22 protein-coding genes are annotated in these 23,241 nt (G+C 65.5%); 10 read left to right on the top strand and 12 right to left on the bottom strand.

Annotated elements, in window-relative coordinates; all coding sequences use genetic code 11:
- Positions 1 to 169: 169 nt before the first annotated feature.
- Complete coding sequence (gene amaB / locus ACZI8R_RS16095) at positions 170 to 1,693, bottom strand: L-piperidine-6-carboxylate dehydrogenase (protein WP_463380639.1); 1,524 nt, start codon at positions 1,691 to 1,693, stop codon at positions 170 to 172.
- Positions 1,694 to 1,761: 68 nt separating this feature from the next.
- Between amaB and ACZI8R_RS16090 the strand changes: the two genes are divergently transcribed.
- The 3 genes from ACZI8R_RS16090 to ACZI8R_RS16080 all read left to right on the top strand — a co-directional run bounded on the left by ACZI8R_RS16090 (position 1,762) and on the right by ACZI8R_RS16080 (position 4,501).
- Positions 1,762 to 2,241, top strand: coding sequence for an Lrp/AsnC family transcriptional regulator (locus ACZI8R_RS16090; protein ID WP_463380655.1), 480 nt, complete (start codon positions 1,762 to 1,764; stop codon positions 2,239 to 2,241).
- 65 nt (positions 2,242 to 2,306) lie between these two features.
- Complete coding sequence (gene lat / locus ACZI8R_RS16085) at positions 2,307 to 3,659, top strand: L-lysine 6-transaminase (RefSeq protein WP_463380638.1); 1,353 nt, start codon at positions 2,307 to 2,309, stop codon at positions 3,657 to 3,659.
- Positions 3,656 to 4,501: a tyrosine-protein phosphatase gene (locus tag ACZI8R_RS16080; RefSeq protein WP_463380637.1), complete on the top strand. Its 846-nt coding sequence runs from the start codon at positions 3,656 to 3,658 to the stop codon at positions 4,499 to 4,501. Before lat ends, ACZI8R_RS16080 begins: the two co-directional genes overlap by 4 nt.
- Here ACZI8R_RS16080 and ACZI8R_RS16075 read toward each other — a convergent pair.
- The 7 genes from ACZI8R_RS16075 to ACZI8R_RS16045 form a co-directional block, all read right to left on the bottom strand.
- Positions 4,485 to 4,823 carry a hypothetical protein gene (locus tag ACZI8R_RS16075; RefSeq protein ID WP_463380636.1) on the bottom strand — a complete coding sequence of 113 codons (339 nt, stop codon included), beginning with the start codon at positions 4,821 to 4,823 and terminating at the stop codon, positions 4,485 to 4,487. The two genes, ACZI8R_RS16080 and ACZI8R_RS16075, sit on opposite strands and share 17 nt — an antisense overlap.
- Positions 4,824 to 4,915: 92 nt before the next feature.
- Entirely contained in the window at positions 4,916 to 6,703 is a 1,788-nt protein-coding gene (locus tag ACZI8R_RS16070; RefSeq protein WP_463380635.1) for an acetyl/propionyl/methylcrotonyl-CoA carboxylase subunit alpha, read from the bottom strand.
- A gap of 164 nt (positions 6,704 to 6,867) precedes the next feature.
- Positions 6,868 to 8,241 carry a condensation domain-containing protein gene (locus tag ACZI8R_RS16065; RefSeq protein WP_463380634.1) on the bottom strand — a complete coding sequence of 458 codons (1,374 nt, stop codon included), beginning with the start codon at positions 8,239 to 8,241 and terminating at the stop codon, positions 6,868 to 6,870.
- Positions 8,241 to 8,657: a SufE family protein gene (locus tag ACZI8R_RS16060; protein ID WP_463380633.1), complete on the bottom strand. Its 417-nt coding sequence runs from the start codon at positions 8,655 to 8,657 to the stop codon at positions 8,241 to 8,243. Before ACZI8R_RS16060 ends, ACZI8R_RS16065 begins: the two co-directional genes overlap by 1 nt.
- A gap of 23 nt (positions 8,658 to 8,680) precedes the next feature.
- On the bottom strand, positions 8,681 to 9,577 hold the full coding sequence (locus tag ACZI8R_RS16055) for a sulfurtransferase (RefSeq protein WP_463380632.1): 897 nt from the start codon (positions 9,575 to 9,577) through the stop codon (positions 8,681 to 8,683).
- Positions 9,578 to 9,658: 81 nt separating this feature from the next.
- Positions 9,659 to 11,107, bottom strand: a complete 1,449-nt coding sequence (locus ACZI8R_RS16050; protein ID WP_463380631.1) for a condensation domain-containing protein — start codon at positions 11,105 to 11,107, stop codon at positions 9,659 to 9,661.
- Positions 11,098 to 12,609, bottom strand: coding sequence for a condensation domain-containing protein (locus ACZI8R_RS16045; protein WP_463380630.1), 1,512 nt, complete (start codon positions 12,607 to 12,609; stop codon positions 11,098 to 11,100). Before ACZI8R_RS16045 ends, ACZI8R_RS16050 begins: the two co-directional genes overlap by 10 nt.
- A 255-nt stretch (positions 12,610 to 12,864) precedes the next feature.
- On the opposite strand from ACZI8R_RS16045, the gene ACZI8R_RS16040 reads away from it, so the two are divergent.
- A complete protein-coding gene (locus ACZI8R_RS16040) occupies positions 12,865 to 14,649 on the top strand; it encodes an MFS transporter (protein ID WP_463380629.1) in 1,785 nt (594 codons plus the stop codon).
- On the opposite strand, the gene ACZI8R_RS16035 is transcribed toward ACZI8R_RS16040, so the two are convergent.
- Genes ACZI8R_RS16035 through ACZI8R_RS16025 form a run of 3 tightly spaced genes read right to left on the bottom strand, consistent with a single transcriptional unit; the run spans position 14,557 to position 17,212 of the window.
- Positions 14,557 to 15,210 carry a Maf family protein gene (locus tag ACZI8R_RS16035; RefSeq protein WP_463380628.1) on the bottom strand — a complete coding sequence of 218 codons (654 nt, stop codon included), beginning with the start codon at positions 15,208 to 15,210 and terminating at the stop codon, positions 14,557 to 14,559. The genes ACZI8R_RS16040 and ACZI8R_RS16035 overlap by 93 nt on opposite strands.
- Positions 15,207 to 15,575, bottom strand: coding sequence for an acyl-CoA carboxylase subunit epsilon (locus ACZI8R_RS16030; RefSeq protein WP_463380627.1), 369 nt, complete (start codon positions 15,573 to 15,575; stop codon positions 15,207 to 15,209). Before ACZI8R_RS16030 ends, ACZI8R_RS16035 begins: the two co-directional genes overlap by 4 nt.
- On the bottom strand, positions 15,572 to 17,212 hold the full coding sequence (locus ACZI8R_RS16025; RefSeq protein ID WP_463380626.1) for an acyl-CoA carboxylase subunit beta: 1,641 nt from the start codon (positions 17,210 to 17,212) through the stop codon (positions 15,572 to 15,574). The genes ACZI8R_RS16030 and ACZI8R_RS16025 overlap by 4 nt, the downstream gene beginning before the upstream one ends.
- Positions 17,213 to 17,327: 115 nt before the next feature.
- Between ACZI8R_RS16025 and ACZI8R_RS16020 the strand changes: the two genes are divergently transcribed.
- Genes ACZI8R_RS16020 through ACZI8R_RS16005 form a run of 4 tightly spaced genes read left to right on the top strand, consistent with a single transcriptional unit; the run spans position 17,328 to position 20,751 of the window.
- Positions 17,328 to 18,176: a biotin--[acetyl-CoA-carboxylase] ligase gene (locus tag ACZI8R_RS16020; RefSeq protein ID WP_463380625.1), complete on the top strand. Its 849-nt coding sequence runs from the start codon at positions 17,328 to 17,330 to the stop codon at positions 18,174 to 18,176.
- 13 nt (positions 18,177 to 18,189) lie between these two features.
- Complete coding sequence (locus tag ACZI8R_RS16015) at positions 18,190 to 18,696, top strand: PH domain-containing protein (RefSeq protein ID WP_463380624.1); 507 nt, start codon at positions 18,190 to 18,192, stop codon at positions 18,694 to 18,696.
- 45 nt (positions 18,697 to 18,741) lie between these two features.
- A complete protein-coding gene (locus ACZI8R_RS16010) occupies positions 18,742 to 19,422 on the top strand; it encodes a response regulator transcription factor (RefSeq protein ID WP_463380623.1) in 681 nt (226 codons plus the stop codon).
- 9 nt (positions 19,423 to 19,431) lie between these two features.
- Positions 19,432 to 20,751: a HAMP domain-containing sensor histidine kinase gene (locus ACZI8R_RS16005; protein ID WP_463380622.1), complete on the top strand. Its 1,320-nt coding sequence runs from the start codon at positions 19,432 to 19,434 to the stop codon at positions 20,749 to 20,751.
- A 5-nt stretch (positions 20,752 to 20,756) separates the two neighbouring features.
- Here the strand turns inward: ACZI8R_RS16005 and ACZI8R_RS16000 are convergent, their stop codons facing one another.
- Positions 20,757 to 21,299 carry a GtrA family protein gene (locus tag ACZI8R_RS16000; protein WP_463380621.1) on the bottom strand — a complete coding sequence of 181 codons (543 nt, stop codon included), beginning with the start codon at positions 21,297 to 21,299 and terminating at the stop codon, positions 20,757 to 20,759.
- A 159-nt stretch (positions 21,300 to 21,458) separates the two neighbouring features.
- Here ACZI8R_RS16000 and ACZI8R_RS15995 point away from each other — a divergent pair, with 159 nt between their 5' ends.
- A complete protein-coding gene (locus tag ACZI8R_RS15995) occupies positions 21,459 to 22,733 on the top strand; it encodes a 5-(carboxyamino)imidazole ribonucleotide synthase (RefSeq protein ID WP_463380620.1) in 1,275 nt (424 codons plus the stop codon).
- The gene (gene purE / locus ACZI8R_RS15990; protein ID WP_463380619.1) at positions 22,726 to 23,235 is read left to right on the top strand and encodes a 5-(carboxyamino)imidazole ribonucleotide mutase; all 510 of its coding nucleotides are present in this window, start codon (positions 22,726 to 22,728) and stop codon (positions 23,233 to 23,235) included. Before ACZI8R_RS15995 ends, purE begins: the two co-directional genes overlap by 8 nt.
- Positions 23,236 to 23,241: the final 6 nt, after the last annotated feature.

Raw genomic sequence — 23,241 nt, 5'->3', positions numbered from 1 at the left:
CACTCGCTCGAACACCTTCGCTTCGTCACCACCGAACTCAACGAACGCCCCAGGGCGGCGCTAGGCTACCGCCCACCAGTCGAAAAGTTCGCTGAGCTCATCGGTGCATCCACCACTTGAAACCGCCCGAACTGAACGTGTGTGACATTCGTCGGGGGAGGGGGAGAGATCAGGTGAACTTGACGCCCTGGGCCAGGGGCAACTGATCGGAGTAGTTGACCGTGTTGGTAGCCCTGCGCATGTAGGTCTTCCAGGCATCCGAACCCGACTCGCGCCCGCCGCCGGTCTCCTTCTCGCCGCCGAACGCCCCGCCGATCTCGGCGCCCGAGGTGCCGATGTTGACATTGGTGATCCCGCAGTCCGAACCGTCGGCCGCGAGGAACCGCTCGGCCTCACGCTGATCGAGGGTGAAGATCGCGGACGAAAGTCCTTGCGGCACCGAGTTGTGAATCTCGATCGCCTCGTCGAGATCCTCGTAGGTCGTGACGTAGAGGATCGGGGCGAACGTTTCCTCACGGACGACGCTCGTCTGGCTGGGCATCCGCACCACGGCGGGCGTGACGTACCAGCCGGTGTCGCCGACTCGTTCACCACCGCATTCGACGGTGCCGCCTTCGGCGCGTGCCTTTTCCAGCGCTGTCTGCATGGCGGTGTACGCGGCTTCGTTCACCAGCGGTCCGACGAGAACGCCGTCGTCGAACGGGTTCCCCACGCGCAGTTGTGCATAGGCAGCGGTGATTCGGGTGGTGAGCTCGTCTGCGATCGAGGAGTGCACGATGACGCGGCGCAGCGAGGTGCAGCGCTGTCCTGCGGTTCCGGCTGCGGAGAACACGATTCCGCGCACCGCCAGGTCGAGGTCTGCCGAGGGTGTCACGACGGCAGCGTTGTTCCCGCCGAGTTCGAGTAGACAACGACCGAAACGGGCGGCGACCCGTGGGGCAACTGCACGCCCCATCGGCACCGAACCGGTGGCACTCAGTAGGGCGACTCGCGGTTCGTCGACCAGTGTTTCGCCGACTTCGGCGCCGCCGTGGACGAGCCGGTGGATGTCTTCGGATGCGCCGGTGTCCCGAGCCGCGCGGCGCAGAAGTGCGTCGCACGCGATCGCCGTGAGCGGAGTCGCCTCGGAAGGCTTCCACACGACCGTGTCGCCGCAGACCAATGCCACGGCGGTGTTCCACGACCACACGGCGACAGGAAAGTTGAATGCGGAGATGACACCGACCACGCCGAGGGGGTGCCAGGTTTCCATCAACCGGTGGCCGGGACGCTCCGATGCCATGGTGCGCCCGTACAACTGGCGGGACAGTCCCACTGCGAACTCACAGATGTCGATCATCTCCTGGACCTCACCCAGGGCCTCGGACTCGATCTTTCCTGCTTCGAGGGTGACCAGTTCGGCCAGATCGCTCTTGTGCTCGGTGAGCAACTGTCCGAGTCGACGGACGACGGCGCCACGCTGCGGGGCCGGCACCGTTCGCCACTGTAGGAATGCCTCGTGGGCTGCGGTCACCGCGGCGGTCACCGCAGCCTCGTCCGACGACGCGACGGACGCCAACTCCGAACCGTCGATGGGTGTGCGTGCAGTCAGCGTTCTCGCGGAAGCCGCTTCGGTGGAATGGTTTTCGGCGCCGCATCGGGCGAGTGCCTGCTCGGCGCGTGTGCGAAGCGAGCCGGAATCGGTGGCTGTCATGATGCATACCTTTCTCGGTGAACCTGGCAGGTTTCGTACATGTTCCGTCCACGCTGGGCTAGCCTGCGCTGGTGGTGGAATCTTCCAAGAACGACTCCCGGAACGACACCGTGACGGCCCCGCTCGACGATATCGATCGGGTGCTGATGCGCGAGTTGGTCGCCGACGGGCGGGCCACCCTGGCCGTCCTGGCGGACAAGGCGGGCCTTTCGGTGTCTGCGGTGCAGTCGCGCGTCCGTCGACTCGAATCGCGGAAGGTGATCAGGGGCTACACGGCGAAGGTCGATTCGGATGCGATGGGTCGTGGGCTGTCGGCATTCGTGTCGATCACGCCGCTCGATCCGTCCCAGCCCGACGATGCGCCTGCGCGCCTGCGTCACCTCGCCGCGATCGAAGCGTGCCATTCGGTGGCGGGGGAGGACAGTTACGTCCTCATGGTGCGGGTAGCTTCGCCACGCGCACTCGAGTCGTTGCTTCAGGAGATCAGGGTCACTGCCAACGTGCATACTCGGAGCACCATCATTCTTCAGACTTTTTACGACAGATAGCTCAGATACAGTAAATACTTCACCGATCTGTGGCTGTGTCGACAAATATGACATATCCTCGGGTTATGAGCGCCTCGATTCGAAACAGTCGCACCAGCAGTGGCGAGTCTACGATCGCCGCCGCATCGGTGCACGACGTGTTGCGCAGCCACATGCTGGTCGACGGATTCGACCTTGTGCTGGATCTGGAGCGTTCGCGAGGAACTCGGTTGGTCGACATGCGGGACGGTGCCGTGTACCTCGACATGTTCGGCTTCTTCGCATCGTCCGCACTGGGTATGAATCACCCTGCGCTCGCCGACGACGTCGCGTTTCGCGACGAACTCACGGAGGCGGCTCTCAACAAGCCGAGCAATTCCGACATCTACTCGGTGCCGATGGCGAGATTCGTCGACACCTTCGCTCGGGTGCTCGGTGATCCCGATCTGCCGCACCTCTTCTTCGTCGACGGCGGTGGGCTCGCGGTCGAGAACGCGCTGAAGGTCGCGTTCGACTGGAAGAGCAGGCTCAACGAGAGCCGCGGAGTGCACGCGTCGCTCGGCACCAAGGTGATGCACCTGACGGGAGCGTTTCACGGGCGGACCGGATACACCATGTCGCTCACCAATACCGAGCCCGGCAAGGTCGCGAGGTTCCCGAAGTTCGATTGGCCGCGCATCGAGGCGCCGTGCATTGCGGAAGGCCGCGACATGGATGCCGCCGAGGACCGCGCCCTCGAACAGGCGCGCCTCGCCTTCGCGGAAAATCCGCACGACATAGCGTGTTTGATCGCCGAGCCGATCCAAGGGGAGGGTGGCGACAACCACTTCCGTCCGGAGTTCTTCGTGAAGATCCAGGCGCTGTGTCACGAGAACGACGCGCTGCTCGTCTTCGACGAGGTGCAGACCGGGTGCGGGCTGACGGGAACCACCTGGGCGTACCAGCAACTCGGTGTGACACCAGATGTCGTCGCCTTCGGCAAGAAGGTGCAGGTGTGCGGGATCATGGCCGGTGGTCGCGTCGACGAGGTCCGCGACAACGTGTTCGAGGTCCCCTCACGCATCAACTCGACCTGGGGCGGCAACCTGGCCGACATGGTGCGGGCCCGACGCATTCTCGAAGTGATCGAACGTGAGCGATTGGTGGATCGTGCGCGGATGACCGGGGCGCACCTGTTCGAGCGTCTGCGTGAACTTGCCGCCGCCGACCTCGGTGTCGGTCACCCGCGAGGGCGGGGGCTGATGTGTGCCGTCGACTTCGAGACGAGAGCGGACCGAGATCGCATGGTGGCCGAACTGCGCGAGCGGGAGCACGTGCTGGTGTTGCCGACAGGCGAGCGCGGGATTCGATTCAGGCCGCCGCTGAATGTGACGACCGCCGAACTCGACGAAGCAGTCGACGCGATGAGCAGACTGCTTCGCGGTATCGTCGCCGCGTGAGCCGACCAGAAGATGCAGGCCGTCCAGAAGATGCGGTGAGCGCCCGACATTTCGCGCTGGGGTCCGTACCGAACTTTCGGGACATCGGCGGATACGCCACTCGCGATGGCGGGGTGGTGCGCACGGGTGCCGTGTTCCGGTCCACCGACCTGAGTCGCCTCTCGGACGCGGATTCGGCCGCGTTGGCCCCGCTGGGAATCAGCACCGTCTACGACCTCAGGTCGGCGGCCGAACGGGACCGGGCGCCGGACCGGCTACCGCCGGGAGCGAATGCGGTCGCGCTGGACGTGCTCGAAGACCGGGGCGGTTCGGCCATCACCGCGCAGATGCTCCGGGTGATCGAGGATCCGACGATTGCCGAGACGGAACTGGGCGGCGGCCGGGCCGCGCAGTACTTCGAAGCCAGCTACCGGGACTTCGTGACCATGCCCAGCGCGATCAGGGCTTATCGCGCCATGTTCGGCGAACTCGCCGCCGGTGAGCAGGAGTCCCTGCCGGTTCTCGTTCACTGCACCACAGGCAAAGACCGCACCGGATGGGCCACCGCGGCATTGCACCTGCTGCTCGGAGTGAGCGAGGACGAAATCTTTCGGGACTACCTGTCGACGAACGACTATCTGCTGCCTGCCCTGTCGGTCGTGTTCGAGACCTTCGAATCGCAGGGCGGCGATCCGGCCCTGCTCGAGCCGGTCCTCGGCGTGCAGCGGACCTATCTGGAATCGGCGCTCGCTGTGATGGAGGACCGCTTCGGGACGGTGGAGAACTACTTCGCCGACGGGTTGGGCATCGACGACAAGGCGCAGAACCGCCTACGTGAGCGTCTGATCACCGACGGACGGTGAGCCCAAGCGCTCCTTCGGCGAACCGGGCCACGGCAGCAGAACCGGACTCCAAGGCGTCGTCGTGCCCTTTGCGCGCCCAGCCTGTCAGTACCGACTCGGCACCGTCTCGGGTGAGCCCCACCTCGGCGAGCAGTTCACCGGTGTTCGGCTGACAGATTGCCCAGGAGTAGTGCTCGTCCGTCTGCCACTGGGTGGTACGCCGGCCGACGTACTCGGGATCGGTGATCGCGCCCTCGGTCAGGGCAGGGCGGTCGTCCACCCGCTCGTCTGCTCGGAGTGCGCGCAGATACCATCCGCCGGCGTTGATCTCGACTGGTTCCATCGCAGTGGTCCGTCCTTCACAGTGTCGGGAAAAACAACTGCGCGCCGTGCAACCTTCGAAAGGTGCACGGCGCGCAGCCGTCGATGAGCGTGTTACTTGATCTCGGTGAGCACGGTTCCCTGAGTGATGGCAGCTCCCGGCTCGACCGACAGACCGGTGACGACACCGGCCTTGTGAGCGTTGACGGGGTTCTCCATCTTCATGGCTTCGAGAACGGCGATCAGCTCGCCTTCGGCCACTTCCTGGCCCTCCTCGACGGCAACCTTCACGACGGTGCCTTGCATCGGTGCGGTGACCGCGTCACCCGAGGCAGCTCCGCCGCCGCCGCCGCCACGCTTGCGCGGCTTCGGCTTCTTGCGGACGACGCCTGCGTCGCCGCCGCCACCGAGCGAGAACTGACCGGGCAGCGAAACCTCGACGCGGCGGCCACCGACCTCGACGACCACGTTCTGGCGGGGCTGAGCGTCGTCTTCGTCGAGCGGCTCACCGGCGGTGAACGGCGGGATCGAGTTGTCCCACTCGGTCTCGATCCAACGGGTGTGGACGTCGAAGCCCTTGTCGTCGCCGATGAACGCCGGATCCGAGACCACGGCACGGTGGAACGGAATCACGGTCGCGAGGCCCTCGACGTCGAACTCGGCGAGTGCGCGGCGCGAGCGCGCCAGTGCCTCGTCGCGAGTTGCGCCGGTGACGATCAGCTTCGCGAGCATCGAGTCGAACTGTCCGCCGATGACGCTGCCCGACTCCACGCCGGAGTCCATACGGACGCCGGGGCCGCTCGGGGGAACGAACTTGGTGACCGGTCCCGGTGCGGGCAGGAAGCCGCGGCCGGCGTCCTCACCGTTGATACGGAACTCGAAGGAGTGGCCGCGCGGCGTGGGGTCTTCGGTGATGTCGAGCGGTTCACCGTTGGCGATCTTGAACTGCTCGAGAACGAGGTCGATGCCCGAGGTCTCCTCGGTGACGGGGTGCTCGACCTGGAGGCGCGTGTTGACCTCGAGGAACGAGATCAGACCGTCCTGGCCGACCAGGTACTCGACCGTACCGGCGCCGTAGTAGCCGGCTTCCTTGCAGATGGCCTTCGCGGACGAGTGGATCTGTGCGCGCTGCTCCTCGGTGAGGAAGGGCGCGGGTGCCTCTTCCACGAGTTTCTGGAAACGGCGCTGCAGCGAGCAGTCGCGGGTTCCGGCCACGATGACGTTGCCGTGCTGGTCGGCGATGACCTGGGCCTCGACGTGTCGCGGCTTGTCCAGGTAGCGCTCGACGAAGCACTCGCCGCGGCCGAAGGCGGACACTGCCTCGCGGGTCGCGGACTCGAAGAGTTCCGGGATCTCCTCGATGGTGCGGGCAACCTTCATGCCGCGGCCACCGCCGCCGAACGCAGCCTTGATGGCGACCGGAACGCCGTACTCCTTGGCGAAGGCCACGACTTCGTCGGCGTCCGCGACCGGGTCGGCGGTACCGGGGACGAGGGGAGCGCCCGCCTTCATCGCGATGTGCCGCGCGGTGACCTTGTCACCGAGGTCGCGGATCGACTGCGGTGACGGACCGATCCAGATGAGGCCGGCATCGATGACCGCCTGCGCGAACTCGGCGTTCTCGGAGAGGAAGCCGTAACCGGGGTGCACGGCGTCGGCGCCGGACTTGTGGGCGGCGTCGATGATCTTGTCGATCACGAGGTAGGACTCCGCGGACGTCTGTCCGCCGAGCGCGAAGGCCTCGTCTGCGAGGCGCACGAACGGTGCGTCGGCATCGGGTTCGGCGTAGACGGCGACGCTGGCGAGCCCGGCGTCGGCCGCCGCTCGAACAACCCTGACCGCGATCTCGCCGCGGTTGGCGACGAGAACCTTCGTTATGTGCGCACTGGCATGACTGGGCACTGAACCTCCTGTGGTTCTCATGGTCTTCTCTACGCGGAGCGGCTCCCGATCGGGAACATCACCGGGTGGTTACGAGCATCACATCGGAGTGTATGCACAGATATCGCGCGGGCTGTAACCGGATAGCGCTTACACATTAGGCGGCGACATCGGGCCGCAAAACCCTACCCGCGGGTAGCGCTGCGCAGCAGTGGCCGCAGCTCCGACACCCACTTGGTCACATGTACAACTGCGGTGTCGTTGTTCGGATAGCGAACAGCGAGGTTGAGGCCCTGTGGGGTGCGGTTGATCCAGACGTAGACGTCGTGTGTGTACTGCCTGCTGCGCAGTGCCCGGGACCGCCATTCCTGCCACTCTTCGGCGCGTGGGACGAACCGGACATCCATGTACGACACCACGAATCTGGGACGGATCGGGACTCCGAGCGTGTGTCCGATCCGATCGAACGGAACCGCGCCGGCCGGCCGATTGTCGTCGAGACTCACCTGTGCGTTGCGTGCGACGGCCTCGAATGCGCCGGGTTCGGTGTCCTCGTACTCGACGTCGAAATCGACGGGGCACAGTCCGACGAACCACCCGAGCGCGGCGAGCCACTTGGGATCGTTACGGGTATGGACCGGCGTGACCGCCCGGAACCGGCGACGCTCACCCACTCTCACACCGGCGAACCCCAGGCACGCGAGTACGCCGGCGAAATAGCCGACCCCTGCATTTCGGCATGCTGCCGCGAAGTCCGCCGACTCCTCGGTGCCCAGTAGCCACTCGGACGTCCCCAGCTGCGGGAGGTCGCTCCGCGGGCCGATGTCCAGCGGAAAACGAGGCAGCCCGGTTTCGTCGAACACCTGTCGCCAGATGTCGCGGGCCGCATTCTCCGCGCCGTGGCCGATGTCGGCCTGGCGCTCGGCGCTACCGAAGTCGACGTAACTGCCGACCGGAATCAAATCTGCCGGACCGTGTCCGCACGCTTGCCGGTACAGCGCCGACAGTTCGTGTGCGATCAGAACGATCGAGTATCCGTCGATGATCGAGTGGTCGGCCCCGAAGTAGACGGTGAAACTCTCGCGCTCCGCGGGCTCCACCGTGGCGAAGACGTACGACGGCCAGTTGAACGGCGAGGCGTACTCGTCGAACAGTTGCTGGAGATGTGCAGCGTTGGCGTCGGCGTCGGTGACGTAGCCGTGGCTCATCGCACCGACATGGATACCGCCCACGGGCACGGTCTGTCTCTGCACGCCTCGATCGTCGTCATCGTTCTGCCCGTATCCCGGCATCAGGGAGGTGTGGGAACGCAGTACTTCGTGACGATCGATCCAGTCCGTTACCGCGGTACGGAAGGCCGGGACGTCCAAGGGGCCGGCGATGTCGAACGCGCAGCCCAGCCACGCTTCACGTCCGCCGTCGGCGCAGTACTTCAGGTGTGCCTCGTGGGCGAACGACACCGATCGGTCGTCGTCCTCCCACGGCGACTTTGCGTACGGGAGCCATTCGGTCATGGCACCGGACCGAATCGGGTAGTCGCCGAGTTCGGTGAATTCCATCAGGTGCGCAGATGTCGCTTGATACGCGCGAGCATCGCGGACATTCCGCGCAGGCGCAGCGGACTGACGGCCTCGGCGAGGCCGAGATCGGAATAGAAGTCGTCGGGTACGGCGAGGATGGCTTCCGCGCTGAGTCCGTCCAGACCCTGATGCAGGATCGAGGCGAACCCACGCGTCGTAGGTGCCTCCGGCGGTGCACTGAAGTGCAATCGCACCTTCTCGCGATCGGAATCGTCGACCGCGAGGAAGAGTGGCGACTGGCACTCGGGGACCGGTTCCATCGCAGCTTCCTCGAGTTCGCTCGGCAGCGGAGCCAACTCGCGACTGAACTCGAGGAGGAGTTGAAGTTTGTCCGAGGCGCCGACGGCTGCGAAGTCGTCGACGATCTCGGCAAGGGATTCGGGCAGGTCATTCATGTCTGTACTTCTTGTGCTCTCGGTCAGTCGACGGCCGGAACGTCACCGGGCTCTTCGCCCTTCACGATCGGCACCCGAACGGCGTTGCCCCACTCGGTCCACGAGCCGTCGTAATTGCGGACGTTCTCGTAACCGAGGAGGTGGGTGAGAACGAACCACGTGTGGCTCGAACGTTCACCGATGCGGCAGTACGCGACGATGTCGTCGTTCGGCGACAGACTGCCGTAGATCTCGTTCAGTTCCGAGCGCGAACGAAATCGGCTGTCCGGGGCCGCGGCCTTGGCCCACGGGATGCTCTCGGCGCTCGGGATGTGGCCGCCGCGCAGGGCGCCTTCCTCCGGGTAGTCGGGCATGTGCGTGCGCTCACCCGTGTACTCCTGCGGTGAACGAACGTCGATCAGCGGGCCCTTGCCCAGGTGCGACAACACGTCGTCCTTGAACGCGCGAATGGGTGCATCCTTGCGCTCGACCACCGGGTAGTCGGTCGGGGCCGTGTCCGGTACGTCGAAGGACGTCTCACGATTCTCGGCGAGCCACGCGTCACGGCCGCCATCGAGGAGCCGGACGTCCTTGTGGCCGAACAGCGTGAACACCCAGAGCGCGTAGGCGGCCCACCAGTTGCTCTTGTCGCCGTACACGATGATCGTGTCGTCGCGGCCGATGCCCTTGCGGCTCATCAATTCGGCGAACTGCGTGCCGTCGATGTAGTCACGGGTGACCGGATCGTTGAGGTCGAGATGCCAATCGACCTTCACCGCACCGGGAATGTGCCCCACGTCGTAGAGCAGCACGTCCTCGTCCGACTCGACGATCTTCACACCGGGGGATCCGGCATTGGCGGACAGCCATTCGGTCGATACGAGGCGATCCGGGTGGGCGTATTCGGCGAACGACGGGTTGGGATCTGGCGCGACGGGCACGGGCTGGCTCCTGAGGCAGATTCGGTTCGGGCTGTGACCCGAGTCTATGCGGAGTACGCGAGTGCGTCCGATCTGCGTGCGTCAGTTGGCGCGCGCGGTGGTCAGATCGAGTTGGCTCGTGAGTTCCGCGATGGGCGTGACGCCGTTCTCGCAGATGTCGACGAGAACCTTCTGCAACGTGTCGAGAAACAGCGTCACGCTGTGACGTGCAGTGGGTGTCTCGGGGAACCGTGACCGCAACGCCAAGCCCTTGTTCGTGCGCGAGATCCAGAACTGAGCGTCGTCGGCGACCGTCACGTTGCTGATGTGATGGGCGTTGAGTTCGTCATGGTCCTCGGTGCCCGGAAGTCGGCGATAGTCGATGTACGACACCATGAACACGTCGGTACGGGTACGGCGGTATCCGTCTCCGAGTGCCTCGCGAACCTGCGACATGGACACGCCTTTGAGCGTGAGCGCGGTGCGGAACGAGGCGTGCGTGTGGGCGAGCGACGACTGGAAGTCGCCGTCCGGGGTGATCTCCACCGTCAACGGTGCGCTGGTGGTGAGCCAGCCGAGTGCGTTGGCCCACTGGGCATCCTGGCGAGTGTGCAGCGGGAACTGCAGCGGCATCCGGGATGTCCCGTTGATCGAATGAACCGCCGACCCCATCGCGGTCAGCAGGCCCGTGAACAGGCTGCCGCCACTCTCGAGGCAGATCTCCTCGAAACGGTCGGTGATCGAGGCATCGGCGAGCGGACGAACGTCGGCACCCTGGGGCGCGGGTCGGCCCGGCTCGACACCGAGATCGATCGGGAAGCTCGGCGCGGTTCCCCCGCAGCGTTCGTAGAAGCGCGCCCACTCCCGTACGCGCGGATCCTCGGCATCGGTGACCGGCGCTATCGATTCGAGTTCGCAGTAGCGAAGGAAGCTACCGGGATCGCCGAGTTCGCGTGTGACATCGTCCTCGGTGGGGGCGGCGCCGGCCACGGTCGTCGTGAGCAGTTCGTAGATCTGACGCAGCTCGCCGAGTGCGATGACGAGCGAGTATCCGTCCACCAGGGTGTGGTCGAACGCGCTGACCACCGTGTAGTGCGACTCCCTTTCGATGGTCGCGAACAGGTACGCGGGGAACGTCAGCGGATCGCACGCCGTGGTGAATCGGTGCCGCAGGTGCTCGCGGACCTCCTCGGCAGACGTCGTGTGGACCGCGGCGGAGGGAACGAACGCGATGTCGGAAGGGTCGAGATCGAAGCGACGAAGCGCATCGTCGACCACCTCGAATCCCGTCTGTAGGGTGTCGTGCCTGCGCACGAAGTATTCGAGCGCGGTGGCGAGAGCGTCACGGTCGAGGGTGCCGGGCAGGTCGAACGCGGCTGCCATCCACACGCTGCGCCCCACGCCGTGCGTGCGGGCCGTGTCCAGGTGGAACTGCTGGTTGTACGACGGTGGTACCGGGGACTGGCTCACGGATCCCGGGCCCGTGGACACGGACCACTCGGTGATCTCGCCTGGTTCGAGCATGTATCGGTCGATCGAGGTTACGTGCATGGGGTCGTCTCCGCTCCCTCGTTGTCGGACGGTGCTTCGCGGTCGAACCGGTAGTCGCCCTGTTCGGCGACCTGTTTCATGATCGTGGACACTCGCTCGGCGTAGGCGGTGACCGACTCGTGCGCCGGTTCCGTATCCGGATGCGAGATCGCCATCCAGGTTCCCTCGAGGACACGGTTCACCCAAATCGACGCGATCTGGGTGGCCTTTCCGCCGACGAGGCCTGTGGCCTTGGTCGATACGTAGTCCTGCGTGCCCGGCAGGCGGCGACCGTCGATGTAGGACACGATCGGCGGCGGTGCCAACGTGGTCTGGTGGCCAACCGCTTCCGGTCCGGCGGCCGCGCTGACGGTGTCGATCACCTGCTGGACGGAAACCTCACCGAGGGCCTTTCCCGAGCGATACGCCTCCTGTGCGCGAGCTACCAGCTCGGCGAACGAGTGCGTGTCCGCGATCTCGAATCCGACCGGGATGAGGTTGATGAACCAGCCCTGCGACCAGAAGTATTCCGGTGAGTTCCGAGTACCGATGGGGGACAGTGCCATGTACCGGTCACGTCCGGCGAGTTCGTGCTCGGTGATCGCAAGAGCGGCGAAGACACCGCCGATGAAATTGGATCCGTTGGCCTTGCACACCTCGCCGAACTTCTCGCATTCGGCGGCGTCCGCGAGGTCGAACTGGCTGCCGATCGCCGGCTTCGGCTCGTCTTCGGCACCGAGGTCGAGGGGGAAACCGGGGAACGAACCACCGTTGCGGGTCAGGTGCCCGATCCACCCGTGAACCTCCGGAGATTCGAGGGTGAGTGCGGCGGCGCGCTCACGCTCCTCCTGGCTGAATGTGACGTAGCTGCCCGGCTCGGGTAGTTCCGGTTCCGTGCCTTCGAGTTCGGCCTGGTAGATGATGCGCAGTTCGGCGAACAACAGAATCATCGACTGCATGTCCGTGTGCGCATGATCGATGGCATGGAAGAACGTGAAGGACTCGTCGCCCCCGTCCGCGAGGTAGTGCTCGACGACGCCGAACACGAAGGCGGGCCAACCGAGAGCGCTCGTGTCGTCCGCGAATCGCGTGGCGATGTGCTCGCGCACCTGGACTGGGTCGGTGAGGTCCGCACCGGGAACCGCTTCGAGTTCGATCGCCTCGGCCGGCACCACGTGTCGGCGGATCGGATTCTTCTTGTCGGTGGGGTCGGCGTCGGGGTTGCCGAACGAGAACCAGCTGTGCAGGGTGTCGTGGCGCGACACGTATCGCTCCAGCGAGCGAGTCATCGCTGCGGAGTCCAATCGCCCTACGAAGTCGAATGCGATGCCGATCCACGGGGACTGCGCGTCACCGTTGTTGGCCGCAAGCATCGATCGGCGCAGGTGCCGTTCCTGCATGGTCGTGGGGAGAGCCGGATCCACCGGCGCCTCCGCTGCCGCCCTTGCGCTGCGCTCGCTGACTTTCCACTCGACGACCCTGCCAGGTTGTGGTTTCCAGTGGGTGATCAAGTTCAAGTCCATCTAGCGGCTCCTGCGATCGTGGGTAATGGGCGACATCGGTGACGGGCGCGCTGCATCAGAATGCGGCAAGTCAGGCGAGACTGCGCGGGGAACCCGATCACGTGATTGATTACAGCCCGGTGAAAGACAAGTCAAGTTGCGACCGAAAGCCTCTTGTCCTGCAGGTTCGTCGCGTAGCATTTCAAGATTTTGACGTTGCTCACACTCCTGTAACGTCGGCGCGTTCGACAGGCGAACGCGTACTAGCCTGACCGAATGCAGGTTGCGCAGCCGAAAATCACAAGTCCTTGGGTTCCGTGGCTCGGTCTCGCGACAAGTCTCGTTGCCGTGTTCATGCAACTCCTCGACGCGACCATCGTCAACGTCGCCCTTCCGAGCATCGCGGTGGACCTCGGTGCGTCCGTGTCCGCGCAGCTCCTGATGGTCAGCGTCTACACACTGGCGTTCGCCTGTTCGCTGATCACGGCTGCTCGTCTCGGCGATCTCCTGGGTCGTCGTCGGGTGTTCCTGACGGCGCTCGCCGTGTTTCTCGTCGCCTCCTTGTTTTGTGGAATGGCACAGACACCGACGGAACTCGTCGTGTCGCGGGCCTTCCAAGGATTAGCCGCCGGATCGATGTCCGCGCAGACCTTCGCCATCATTTCCGGGCTCTTTCCGAAGCGGCAGCATCCTCGCGTGTTCGGCATCTACGGGGCGACCATCGGACTTGCCACGATCTGCGGACCGCTGGTCGGCGGACTCCTCATCGAATGGGACCTCTTCCAGTGGGGATGGCGGTCGATCTTCTACGTCAACGTGCCCATCGGTCTCGCTGCGCTGATCCTCGGCTACTTCTATCTGGTGGATGCCAAGCCCGACGGTGTGCGCCGGCTCGACGTCGGTGGGGCGGTGCTCTCGGCGGTCGGTCTGTTCTTGCTGATCTTCCCGCTGGCGGAGGGCCGTGAACGCGGATGGCCCGCTCCGATCGTGGCGATGTTGTTGTGTTCGATCCCAGTGCTCGTGGCTTTCGTGCTCTACGAATGGCAGCTCGGTAAGCGGGGCGGCGATCCGGTCCTGCGGCTGCACCTGTTCCGAGACCGGGCCTTCTCGATCGGTGCCGTCCTCGCGTTCGTCTTCTTCGGCACCCTCACGTCATTGATCTTCACGATCTCGCTGACGCTGCAGTTCGGATTCGGATTCACGCCGCTGCGCGCCGGCGTCATGACGCTGCCCTGGGCGCTCGGAACGGGCTTGGCCGCCCTGGCTTCGTCGACCGTCTACCGAAAGATCGGCAACCTCGTTCTGCCGTTGGGTATGGCGCTGTTCGCGGGTTCGCTCGTCGGGTTGTCGTGGATTCTGCAGCAGGAGGGAACCGACCCTCGCTGGCTGGCGCTCGCCGGACCGCTGTTCATCGGCGGCGCCGGACTCGGACTCTTCGTTGCGCCTCTGCAGACTGCCGTGCTCGCCACCGTCCGGCCGGAGAACGCCGGGTCGGTGTCGGGCCTCCTGCCGACCGTGCAGCAGGTGGGCAGCTCGATCGGTCTCGCTGTCATCGGCGTCGTGTTCTTCAACCTCGTGGCCGGTCAGGCCACCGAAGCTGTGCAGGACCAGCGTCCCGCCCTGGTGTCGCAACTCGAAACGAAGGGCGTTCCCTCCGGCTTCGTCCCGCAGGCCGAGCAGAAATTCGTGGACTGCGCGACGGCCCAACTCGGGTCGACATCACCGATGAAGGTGCCGGATCGTTGTCGAGATCTGTCGGCAGGGTCCGGCCCTGCCATGCAGAACCCCAGCCCGGCGCAGCAGGAACTTCTCGACGATGCGGTGGCGGTCGCGAAGGACTCGACTCGCAGCGCGGCCGGTGAAGCATTTCTGCAGGCCGAACGGCGGGTGTTGTGGATCATCTCGGCGGTTGCCGTGGCGATCGGCTTGCTGTCGCTGACTCTGCCGCGGCGTAACCGCTGGTCCGAATCAGAGGTCGAGATCTCGAGTGGGAGGGGAGTCGGCCCACAGCTCGGCGATGCCGACACCGACAGTGGTCAGCAGTCGGCGGACGAGCGGTAGGCCGATTCCGATCACGCTCGAAGGATCACCTTCGATCCGTTCGACGAACCAGCCGCCGAGGCTGTCGAGAGTGAATGCCCCCGCTACCTTCAACGGTTCGCCGCTGGCGAGATAGGCCTCGAGGTCTGCCTCCGAAGGGGAAGCGAAGTGCACGAGTGTGCCGCTGCAATCCGCGGCCTCGCGATACACCTCGCCGCCCCTGATCCGGATCACCGAGTGCCCGGTCAACAGCGACGCGCTGCGCCCGGCCATCGACGCCCACCGGTGGCGCGCGCTGTCGGCGGTCCCAGGTTTTCCCTGTAGTTCGCCGTCGATCGACAGCATCGAATCGCATCCGACGACCACGACGTCCGAGTGTCCTTCGGAAGAGACGCGGCCCAGGACGTCGTGTGCCTTGGCCCGCGCCAACGCGGTCACCACATCCTCCGGCGCCGCCTCGGCCCCGAGATCGGCGATCAGTGCATCCTCGTCGACGGAAGACACCATGACGACGGGCTCGATACCGGCACTACGGAGCACGGACAGCCGGGCGGGTGACGCAGAGGCGAGAACCAGTCTCAACGTCGGTGTGACCCGAGGTTGGCGAACGAGTACGGAGAGAAGGGCGCGGCGACGCGATGCGACTGCGCCGGATCACCCCAGGTCTCGGGGGGACGTGACGAGCCGGGCGCGGCGGCACCCGAGTTCGCAGCAGCGACGAGAACGCTGACGAGGGCCGCCAACTCCTCGTCGGTAGGAGAGCCCTTCACCACCTTCACGAACGGTTCGCCTGGAGCAGCCGAATCCGGGCTCTCGTCGCCGGACAGCTCGGAGATTCCGGCGTCGACCGTGTTGTCCACCGTCGATGCGTCGGCGTGATCGGCGGTAGGAACGGACTCGTCTGCCGATGTCTCCGTGCGCACAACTTCCTCGGCGATCGATGTCATAGGGGGATGTTCCCATGCTTCTTGGGCGGAAGCGTCACCATCTTGCGCTCCAGCAGTCGCAGGGCGGACACGATCTGGCCTCGGGTGTGCGACGGCGGAATGACCGCGTCCACGTATCCGCGTTCTGCAGCGACGTACGGGTTGACCAAGGTGTCCTCGTACTCGGCCTGCAGTTGCAAGCGCAACGCGTCGACGTCTTCGCCGTTCTTGGCGGCTTCGAGGAGACGCTTGCGGTAGACGAAGCCGACGGCGCCCGAGGCGCCCATGACGGCGATCTGAGCGGTGGGCCACGCCAGGTTGACGTCGGCACCCATGTGCTTGGAACCCATCACGTCGTATGCGCCGCCGTAGGCCTTGCGGGTGATGACGGTGATCTTGCCGACCGTGGCCTCACCGTAGGCGTAGAGGAGCTTCGCGCCGCGGCGGATGATGCCGTTGAACTCCTGCTCGGTGCCGGGCAGGAAGCCGGGGACGTCGACGAGGGTGATGATCGGGACGTTGAACGCGTCGCAGGTGCGCACGAAGCGGGCAGCCTTCTCCGAGGCGTCGATGTCGAGGCAGCCGGCGAACTGGGTGGGCTGGTTGGCGACGATGCCGACGCTACGGCCGTCCACACGTCCGAAGCCGACGACGATGTTCATGGCCCGCTCGGCCTGAACCTCGAGGAACTCGTCGTCGTCCAGGATGCGCCGGATGACCTCGTGCATGTCGTACGGCTGGTTCGCCGAATCCGGGATCAGCGTGTCGAGTTCGATGTCCTCGTCGGTCAGCGAGTCCTCGATGGATCCGTTGAACGGGTCGGACGGGAGCATGCGCGGCGCAGCTGCCTGATTGTTGGAAGGCAGGTACGACAGCAGTTCGGTGACGTAGTCGAGCGCGTCCTGCTCGCCGGAGGCGACGTAGTGCGCAACACCCGACTTGACCATGTGCGTGTGCGCACCGCCCAGCTCTTCCATGGTGACGTTCTCGCCGGTGACGGTCTTGATCACGTCGGGGCCGGTGACGAACATCTGGCTGGTCTGGTCGACCATCACGACGAAGTCGGTGAGCGCGGGGGAGTAGACGTGTCCGCCGGCCGCAGCTCCCATGATGAGGGAGATCTGCGGGATGACGCCGGACGCCCTGACGTTGCGGTGGAAGATCTCGCCGTACAGGCCGAGCGAGACGACACCTTCCTGGATGCGCGCGCCGGCGCCCTCGTTGATGCCGATCAGCGGACGGCCGGTCTTGATGGCCAGGTCCATGACCTTGACGATCTTCTCGCCGTAGATCTCGCCGAGGCTGCCGCCGAAGACGGTGGCGTCCTGGGAGAAGACACAGACGTCGCGGCCGTCGATCGTGCCGTATCCGGTGACGACGCCGTCGCCGAGAGGACGGTTCTCGGCGAGGCCGAAGTTGACGCTGCGGTGGCGTGCGAGTGCATCGAGTTCTACGAAGGACCCCTCGTCGAGGAGCGCGGTGATGCGCTCGCGAGCGGTCAGCTTGCCCTTGGCGTGAACCTTCTCCACCGCGGCGACGCCGCCCGGGTGCTGGGCCTCTTCCTGGCGATTGCGCAGGTCGGCGAGCTTTCCGGCAGTGGTGTGGATATCAGGCTTCGACGCCGCCTCGGGGGCAGTGGGCTCCTGGACAGTGGTCATGACTGGTGAGCTTAACCAGGGGCAGGGGGTGTCTGACAAGGCAGGTCGGATTCTGTGAACTCTCCGAGTATTGCCTACTGGCGAGTACGTTTCGGCCACGGAATAGGCTGGCGGAATGTGGACAGCCCCCGATCTTTCGGCCCTCGACGAGTGTGACCTGCGTCGCGCGTTGGTTCGGACGGAGATCGACGAGGACCCACCGAAGTTCTGGCGACGGCTCGACGTCGTTTCTGAAACAGGTTCTACAAATGCGGATCTGCTCGAGCGCGTCGCGGTGGGCGAGTCGGACCGACACGTTCTGCTGGCCGAGTTCCAGGGAAACGGGCGCGGCAGGCACTCCCGCAGTTGGGTGACGCCACCGCGCGCACAGATCGCGGTCTCGGTAGCGCTGACGCTGCCGGGTATGAGTCCGGCCCGGATGGGTTGGCTTCCGCTTCTCACCGGTATCTCTGTGGTCGAGGCCCTTCGGTCCGTGGCGGGGGTCGAGGCGGATCTGAAGTGGCCGAACGACATCCTCGTCGGAGGGAGGAAGGTGGCGGGCATCCTTGCCGAGGTGGCGCGGGTGACGCCGGACCCGGTCGTCGTGGTCGGAATCGGGCTCAACGTCGGCCTCACGGCGGAGGAGTTGCCGGTGCCCACGGCCACGTCCCTGCTGCTCGAGAACGCTTCGACCACGGATCGCACGGTCCTGGTGCGGGCAATGCTCGACCGCCTCGCAGAGCACTGGACACGGTGGCACGACGCAGCGTGGGAAGTAACCGATCTGGCGCGGACCTACCGGGAATGCTGCGGAACCCTGGGGCGTCGGGTACGTGCCGAACTGCCTGGCGACAACCGGATACTGGGAACGGCGGCCGATGTCGACGAGCAGGGCCGATTGGTCATCGCACCCGAGGCGGGAGGCGAGCCGTTCGCGGTGTCGGCAGGCGATATCACCCATCTTCGCGCGACCGACCCGAGTTAGGCACACTCTTCCCATGGGATATCCGGAGGATGCGCTCGCAGAGGACGAAGAGCTGCTGCTGCACTGTCATCCGCACTGGAAGATGCTGATCGTTCCGGCGTTCGTGTTCGTTCTGTCCAGTGCAGTGGCCGGGTTCGCGCTCGGGCTCGCAGGCAGCAAGCTCGCAGACACCGCGTCGACGGTGGCGACGATCGCGATCGTCGCGCTGTGGTGCATCGTCGTCGGGATGCGCGCGCTCGCACCGTTCGTGCGCTGGAAGTTCACCCACTTCATCGTCACCGACCGCCGCGTCCTGATCCGCGAGGGCGTTCTCACCCACACCGGTATCGACATCCCGATGGGCCGGATCAGCAACGTGCAATTCCGTCACGGTGTGCTCGATCGGATCGTGCGGACGGGAACGCTGGTCATTGCGTCCGCTTCGGACGATCCCCTCGAGTTCGACGACATTCCCCACGTTCAACGGGTGCACGCACTTCTCTACAACGAGGTATTCGATGCCATGGATCCGTACCGATGACCCATCGCGGTCCGTACCGGTGACCGACCTCCGTACAGTTGTCTCGTGACTGCAGTTCTGTTGGCCGAAGACGACGAGGCCATTGCCGCCCCACTTTCGCGCGCGCTCGGACGTGAGGGGTACACCGTCACGATCGAGCAGACGGGGCCCGCGGCGCTCCAGAAGGCGCTCGAAGACGACTTCGATCTGTTGATTCTCGATCTCGGCCTGCCGGGTATGGACGGGCTCGAGGTGTGCAGGCAGGTCCGCTCGCACAATTCGAACCTCGCGGTCCTCATGCTCACCGCGCGGACCGACGAGGTCGACTTCGTGGTCGGTCTCGACGCCGGTGCGGACGACTACGTGGGAAAGCCGTTCCGGCTCGCGGAGTTGATGGCGCGGGTCCGTGCCCTGCTGCGTAGGCGCGGCGGAGGCGAGGACTCGGTGGTCGAGGTCGGCGACATTCGACTCGAGCCTGCGGCGCGCCGAGTGCTGGTGGGCGGCAGCGAGGTCGCACTGGCGAACAAGGAGTACGAATTGCTGCGCGTGCTTCTCGAGCACGCCGGTCAGGTGGTCGCCAGGGAGGACATCCTCGCCGAGGTGTGGGGTGACGTGGAGCTACGCGGCTCGAAGACCCTGGACATGCACATGTCGTGGCTGCGCCGAAAGATCGGCGACGAGGGGCCGGTAGCCGAACGGCGGATTGCGACCGTGCGCGGCGTCGGGTTCCGCATCAACAACGACTAGGCACCGGCAGTGCGGCGCAGAATTCTTCAGTCCACGCTGGGGGTGGTGATCCTCACGGCGCTCCTCCTCGGGGTGCCGCTGATCTATACGGCGTGGTTGTGGGTCGAGGACCTCACTCGAAGCGACCTGCAGAATCGTCTCGACCGGATGGCCGGCGAGATCATCTCGCAGGAGGGCCCGGACGGCGTCGTCGGCGGGGAGCTGAACACGGCCTCCCTCGACCTGCTCACGCCGAGGGACGGGCGTCTGGTGGTCATCTACCCCACGGCCCACGAGAACGCGGCACGAGTCGATATCGGCGTCCACGATGTCGCGTCTCCTTTGATCGAATCGCTGGCGATGGGTTCGTCCGGGTCGCTCCGGCTCGAAGTCCCGTCCGATGCGATGCGTACCCAGCAGCGTCAGGCCGTGGGCGCGGTCGGGCTGTTGGTGTTGATCTCGATAGCCGTGGGTACGGCCGTCGCGGTGTTGACGGCAAAGCGCCTCGCCGACCCGTTGTCCGATGTGGCGAACCGCGCGGCCCGCCTCGCAGAGGGTGACTTCCACCCGGACCCGCGCCGTCATTCGATCGCCGAGCTGGATCGTGTCTCGGACGTACTCGATTCCGCCACGGTCGAGATCGCGGGCCGTCTCCAACGTGAACACACTTTGGTGGCAGACGTGTCGCATCAATTGCGCAGTCGCCTCACCGCTGTCCGGCTACGACTGGACGAGCTCTCGGAGCACTCCGATCCCGCTGTGGTGGAGGAGGCAGACGAGGCCATGGCCCAGGTCGACCGGCTGACCGACGCTATCGACGAACTGGTTCGCTCGTCCCGCAGCAGTGGGGAGGAGAAGCAGGTCTCCGTCGTGCAGGAGTTGGGCGCCGTGCTGGCCGACTGGGAACGGCCTTTCGACGACGTCGGCCGCACTCTCATGCTTCGGGGGGACGTGGACGTGATGGCATCCACGACCGGCTCGAGGTTGCGAGAGGCGGTGTCGGTGCTCGTGGACAACGCCTTCGTGCACGGCGCCGGTACGTGCACCGTGGCGGTGCGTCTCGCGCGGGGCGCCGGGCGAACAGGGTCGACCAGGGACTCGATGGTGTGTGTGGAGGTGGCCGACGAGGGTGACGGCGTGAGCAACGACCTCGCGCCGCACGTTTTCGACCGCGGGTTCTCCGGGGCGGGCTCCACCGGTGTGGGCCTCGCGCTCGCCCGGGCTCTCATCGAGGCGGACGGCGGACGGATCGAATTGCAGCGTCGTCGCCCTGCGCTCTTCGCGGTCTTCGTGCCGATCGGCCGCGAACCTGCTCCGACCCGCGTGGTGGGAAACCGCGAGCCTCGCTGACTGCCTCAGGACCGTCCGGCTTCTTCTTCCAGTTCGTCGGTGGTGTCCTCGGTGTCGAACGTGCCGTATACCTCCGGGAATGCGAACCTCCGCAGCGCCCAGAACCGGAACATCATCTGCAGAAGATTGCCGATGATGTAGTTGAGGACGAAGTCGACGACGACCAGCGTGGTCAGGCTTTCGGTACTCGCCCTGATGTCGAAGATGTTGTTGGCAATCCACAGCGGAGCGGCGGCAAGCACCACGCCGATCAAGCTGATCGTGAAGAACAGAAGGGCCTCGTGGTGCCGTTCTCTACCGCCGCGATTCTTGAAGGCCCACTCACGGTTGAGTATGTAGCTCAGCACGGTTGCCAGCACACCGGAGAGAATCTTCGCCACGGTCGGCTTCTCTTCGAGGATCGTGAGACTCAGGGTGTAGAAGATCGCCAGGTCGAACACCATCGTCGTGCCGCCGACAATCGCGAACTTGATCAGCTCGCGATGACGCAGCGCGAGGTCGCGGAAGGGTTGGGGTATGCGGGTGACAACCCCGTCGACGAAAGACACAACTCTCGAGTTTACGAAACGATCACCCGATATCACCAATTGGTAACCAGATCATCAGCAGAATCACAGAAAGCGAACGGCGCACGGTGACGGTGCGACCACCGGTGGCAGGCCACCTACGGGCAGCGCACCAGCGCCGACGTGACACCATGGTCACTTGTGACCGGCATTTCCGACCCAGAATCCACTTCGCCCGCTGCGCGGCCCTCGAGCCCGCGCGCACTCGACTCCGGGCAACCCGTCGTCACCATGATCGGTGGTGGACAGCTCGCGCGCATGACGCATCAGGCGGCGATCGCTCTCGGGCAGACGCTCCGCGTGCTGTCCGGCGGGCCGGACGAGCCGGCGGCGCAGGTGAGTCCGGACGTCGTTCTCGGTTTGCACACCGACCTCGACGCGCTGCGCAGAGCCGCCGAGGGATCGCATGCCTTCACGTTCGATCACGAGCACGTCCCCACCGACCACCTCGACGTCCTGGTGTCGGAGGGAGTCAACGTTCAGCCGCCGCCGCAGGCCCTCGTCTACGCGCAGGACAAGCTGGCGATGCGCCGCAAGCTGCGTGAGCTCGGCGTCCCCGTTCCGGCGTTCGCCGAGGTGACGTGGGCCGAGGACGTCGTGAAGTTCGGCGCAGAACATGGCTGGCCCGTCGTGATCAAGACGGTTCGGGGCGGGTACGACGGCCGTGGGGTGTGGATCGTCGATGATTCCGACGAAGCCGAGTCGATCGTCGCGAAGCAACTCGACGCCGGCGCGACCCTGATGGTCGAGCAGAAGGTGGACATGAGTCGGGAACTCTCCGCGATGGTGGCCCGGTCGCCGTTCGGGCAGGGTGCGACCTGGCCTGTGGTCGAGACCGTGCAGCGGAACGGGCAGTGCGCGGTCGTGGTGGCGCCCGCCGCCGGCCTCTCGGACGACTTGGCAGGGGAGGCCGAAGGTCTGGCACTGCGGATCGCCGCGGAGTTGGGGGTGGTCGGATCGATGGCAGTCGAGCTGTTCGAGACCCCCGACGGCAAGCTCGTCGTCAACGAACTGGCCATGCGTCCGCACAACTCCGGACACTGGACCATGGACGGCGCTCGGACGTCTCAGTTCGAGCAGCACCTGCGGGCCGTACTCGACTATCCGCTCGGTGACACGTCGTCGACCGCGCCGGTCACTGTCATGGGGAACGTTCTCGGTGCCCCCGAGGCGCCGCAGATGAGCATGGACGAACGAGTCCACCATCTGATGGCCCGGATGCCGGATGCGCGCATCCATCTCTACGGCAAGGGTGAACGAAAGGACCGCAAGATCGGTCATGTGAACATCGTCGGCGGGCCGGGTTCGCTCGACGACGAGGACTACGTGGCGACGGTGCGTGAGCGCGCCGAGCGCGCCGCACATTGGCTTTCCCACGCTGAGTGGACCGACGGATGGGACGAACACGGTGAGTGAACAACAGGGTGCACAGGTCGGACTGATCATGGGCAGCGATTCGGACTGGCCGACGATGGAGGCAGCCGCGGAGGCACTCGCCGAATTCGGTGTGCGCTTCGAAGTCGGCGTCGTTTCCGCCCACCGGACGCCGCAGCGAATGCTCGACTACGCGAAGGACGCGGCCGGCCGCGGCGTGCAGGTGATCATCGCCGGTGCGGGTGGCGCCGCCCACCTGCCCGGGATGGTGGCGTCGGCGACACCGTTGCCCGTAATCGGTGTTCCGGTTCCGCTGAAGTATCTCGACGGAATGGACTCGTTGCTCTCGATCGTGCAGATGCCTGCGGGCGTCCCGGTCGCGACCGTATCGATCGGCGGAGCCCGCAACGCCGGCCTGCTCGCGGTGCGCATTCTCGGTGCCGCCGATCAGGATCTGCAGTCGCGGATGACCGCCTTCCAGAACGGGCTCGAAAAGATGGTGCTGGAAAAGGACCAAGCGCTGCGGGACAAGCTTCTCGGGTGAGGCTGC

The sequence above is a fragment of the Rhodococcus huquni genome, from assembly GCF_055231055.1.
The sequence above is the reverse complement of the archived record's forward strand: the minus strand, read 5'-3'. Positions and strand labels throughout refer to the sequence as shown.

What these genes read in the sequence shown, in the direction of transcription:
- amaB (WP_463380639.1), bottom strand. Translation starts at nt 1,693, where the DNA reads ATGACAGCCACCGATTCCGGCTCGCTTCGCACACGCGCCGAGCAGGCA.
- lat (WP_463380638.1), top strand. Translation starts at nt 2,307, where the DNA reads ATGAGCGCCTCGATTCGAAACAGTCGCACCAGCAGTGGCGAGTCTACG.
- ACZI8R_RS16075 (WP_463380636.1), bottom strand. Translation starts at nt 4,823, where the DNA reads ATGGAACCAGTCGAGATCAACGCCGGCGGATGGTATCTGCGCGCACTC.
- ACZI8R_RS16065 (WP_463380634.1), bottom strand. Translation starts at nt 8,241, where the DNA reads ATGGAATTCACCGAACTCGGCGACTACCCGATTCGGTCCGGTGCCATG.
- ACZI8R_RS16060 (WP_463380633.1), bottom strand. Translation starts at nt 8,657, where the DNA reads ATGAATGACCTGCCCGAATCCCTTGCCGAGATCGTCGACGACTTCGCA.
- ACZI8R_RS16050 (WP_463380631.1), bottom strand. Translation starts at nt 11,107, where the DNA reads ATGCACGTAACCTCGATCGACCGATACATGCTCGAACCAGGCGAGATC.
- ACZI8R_RS16045 (WP_463380630.1), bottom strand. Translation starts at nt 12,609, where the DNA reads ATGGACTTGAACTTGATCACCCACTGGAAACCACAACCTGGCAGGGTC.
- ACZI8R_RS16040 (WP_463380629.1), top strand. Translation starts at nt 12,865, where the DNA reads ATGCAGGTTGCGCAGCCGAAAATCACAAGTCCTTGGGTTCCGTGGCTC.
- ACZI8R_RS16030 (WP_463380627.1), bottom strand. Translation starts at nt 15,575, where the DNA reads ATGACATCGATCGCCGAGGAAGTTGTGCGCACGGAGACATCGGCAGAC.
- ACZI8R_RS16025 (WP_463380626.1), bottom strand. Translation starts at nt 17,212, where the DNA reads ATGACCACTGTCCAGGAGCCCACTGCCCCCGAGGCGGCGTCGAAGCCT.
- ACZI8R_RS16020 (WP_463380625.1), top strand. Translation starts at nt 17,328, where the DNA reads ATGTGGACAGCCCCCGATCTTTCGGCCCTCGACGAGTGTGACCTGCGT.
- ACZI8R_RS16015 (WP_463380624.1), top strand. Translation starts at nt 18,190, where the DNA reads ATGGGATATCCGGAGGATGCGCTCGCAGAGGACGAAGAGCTGCTGCTG.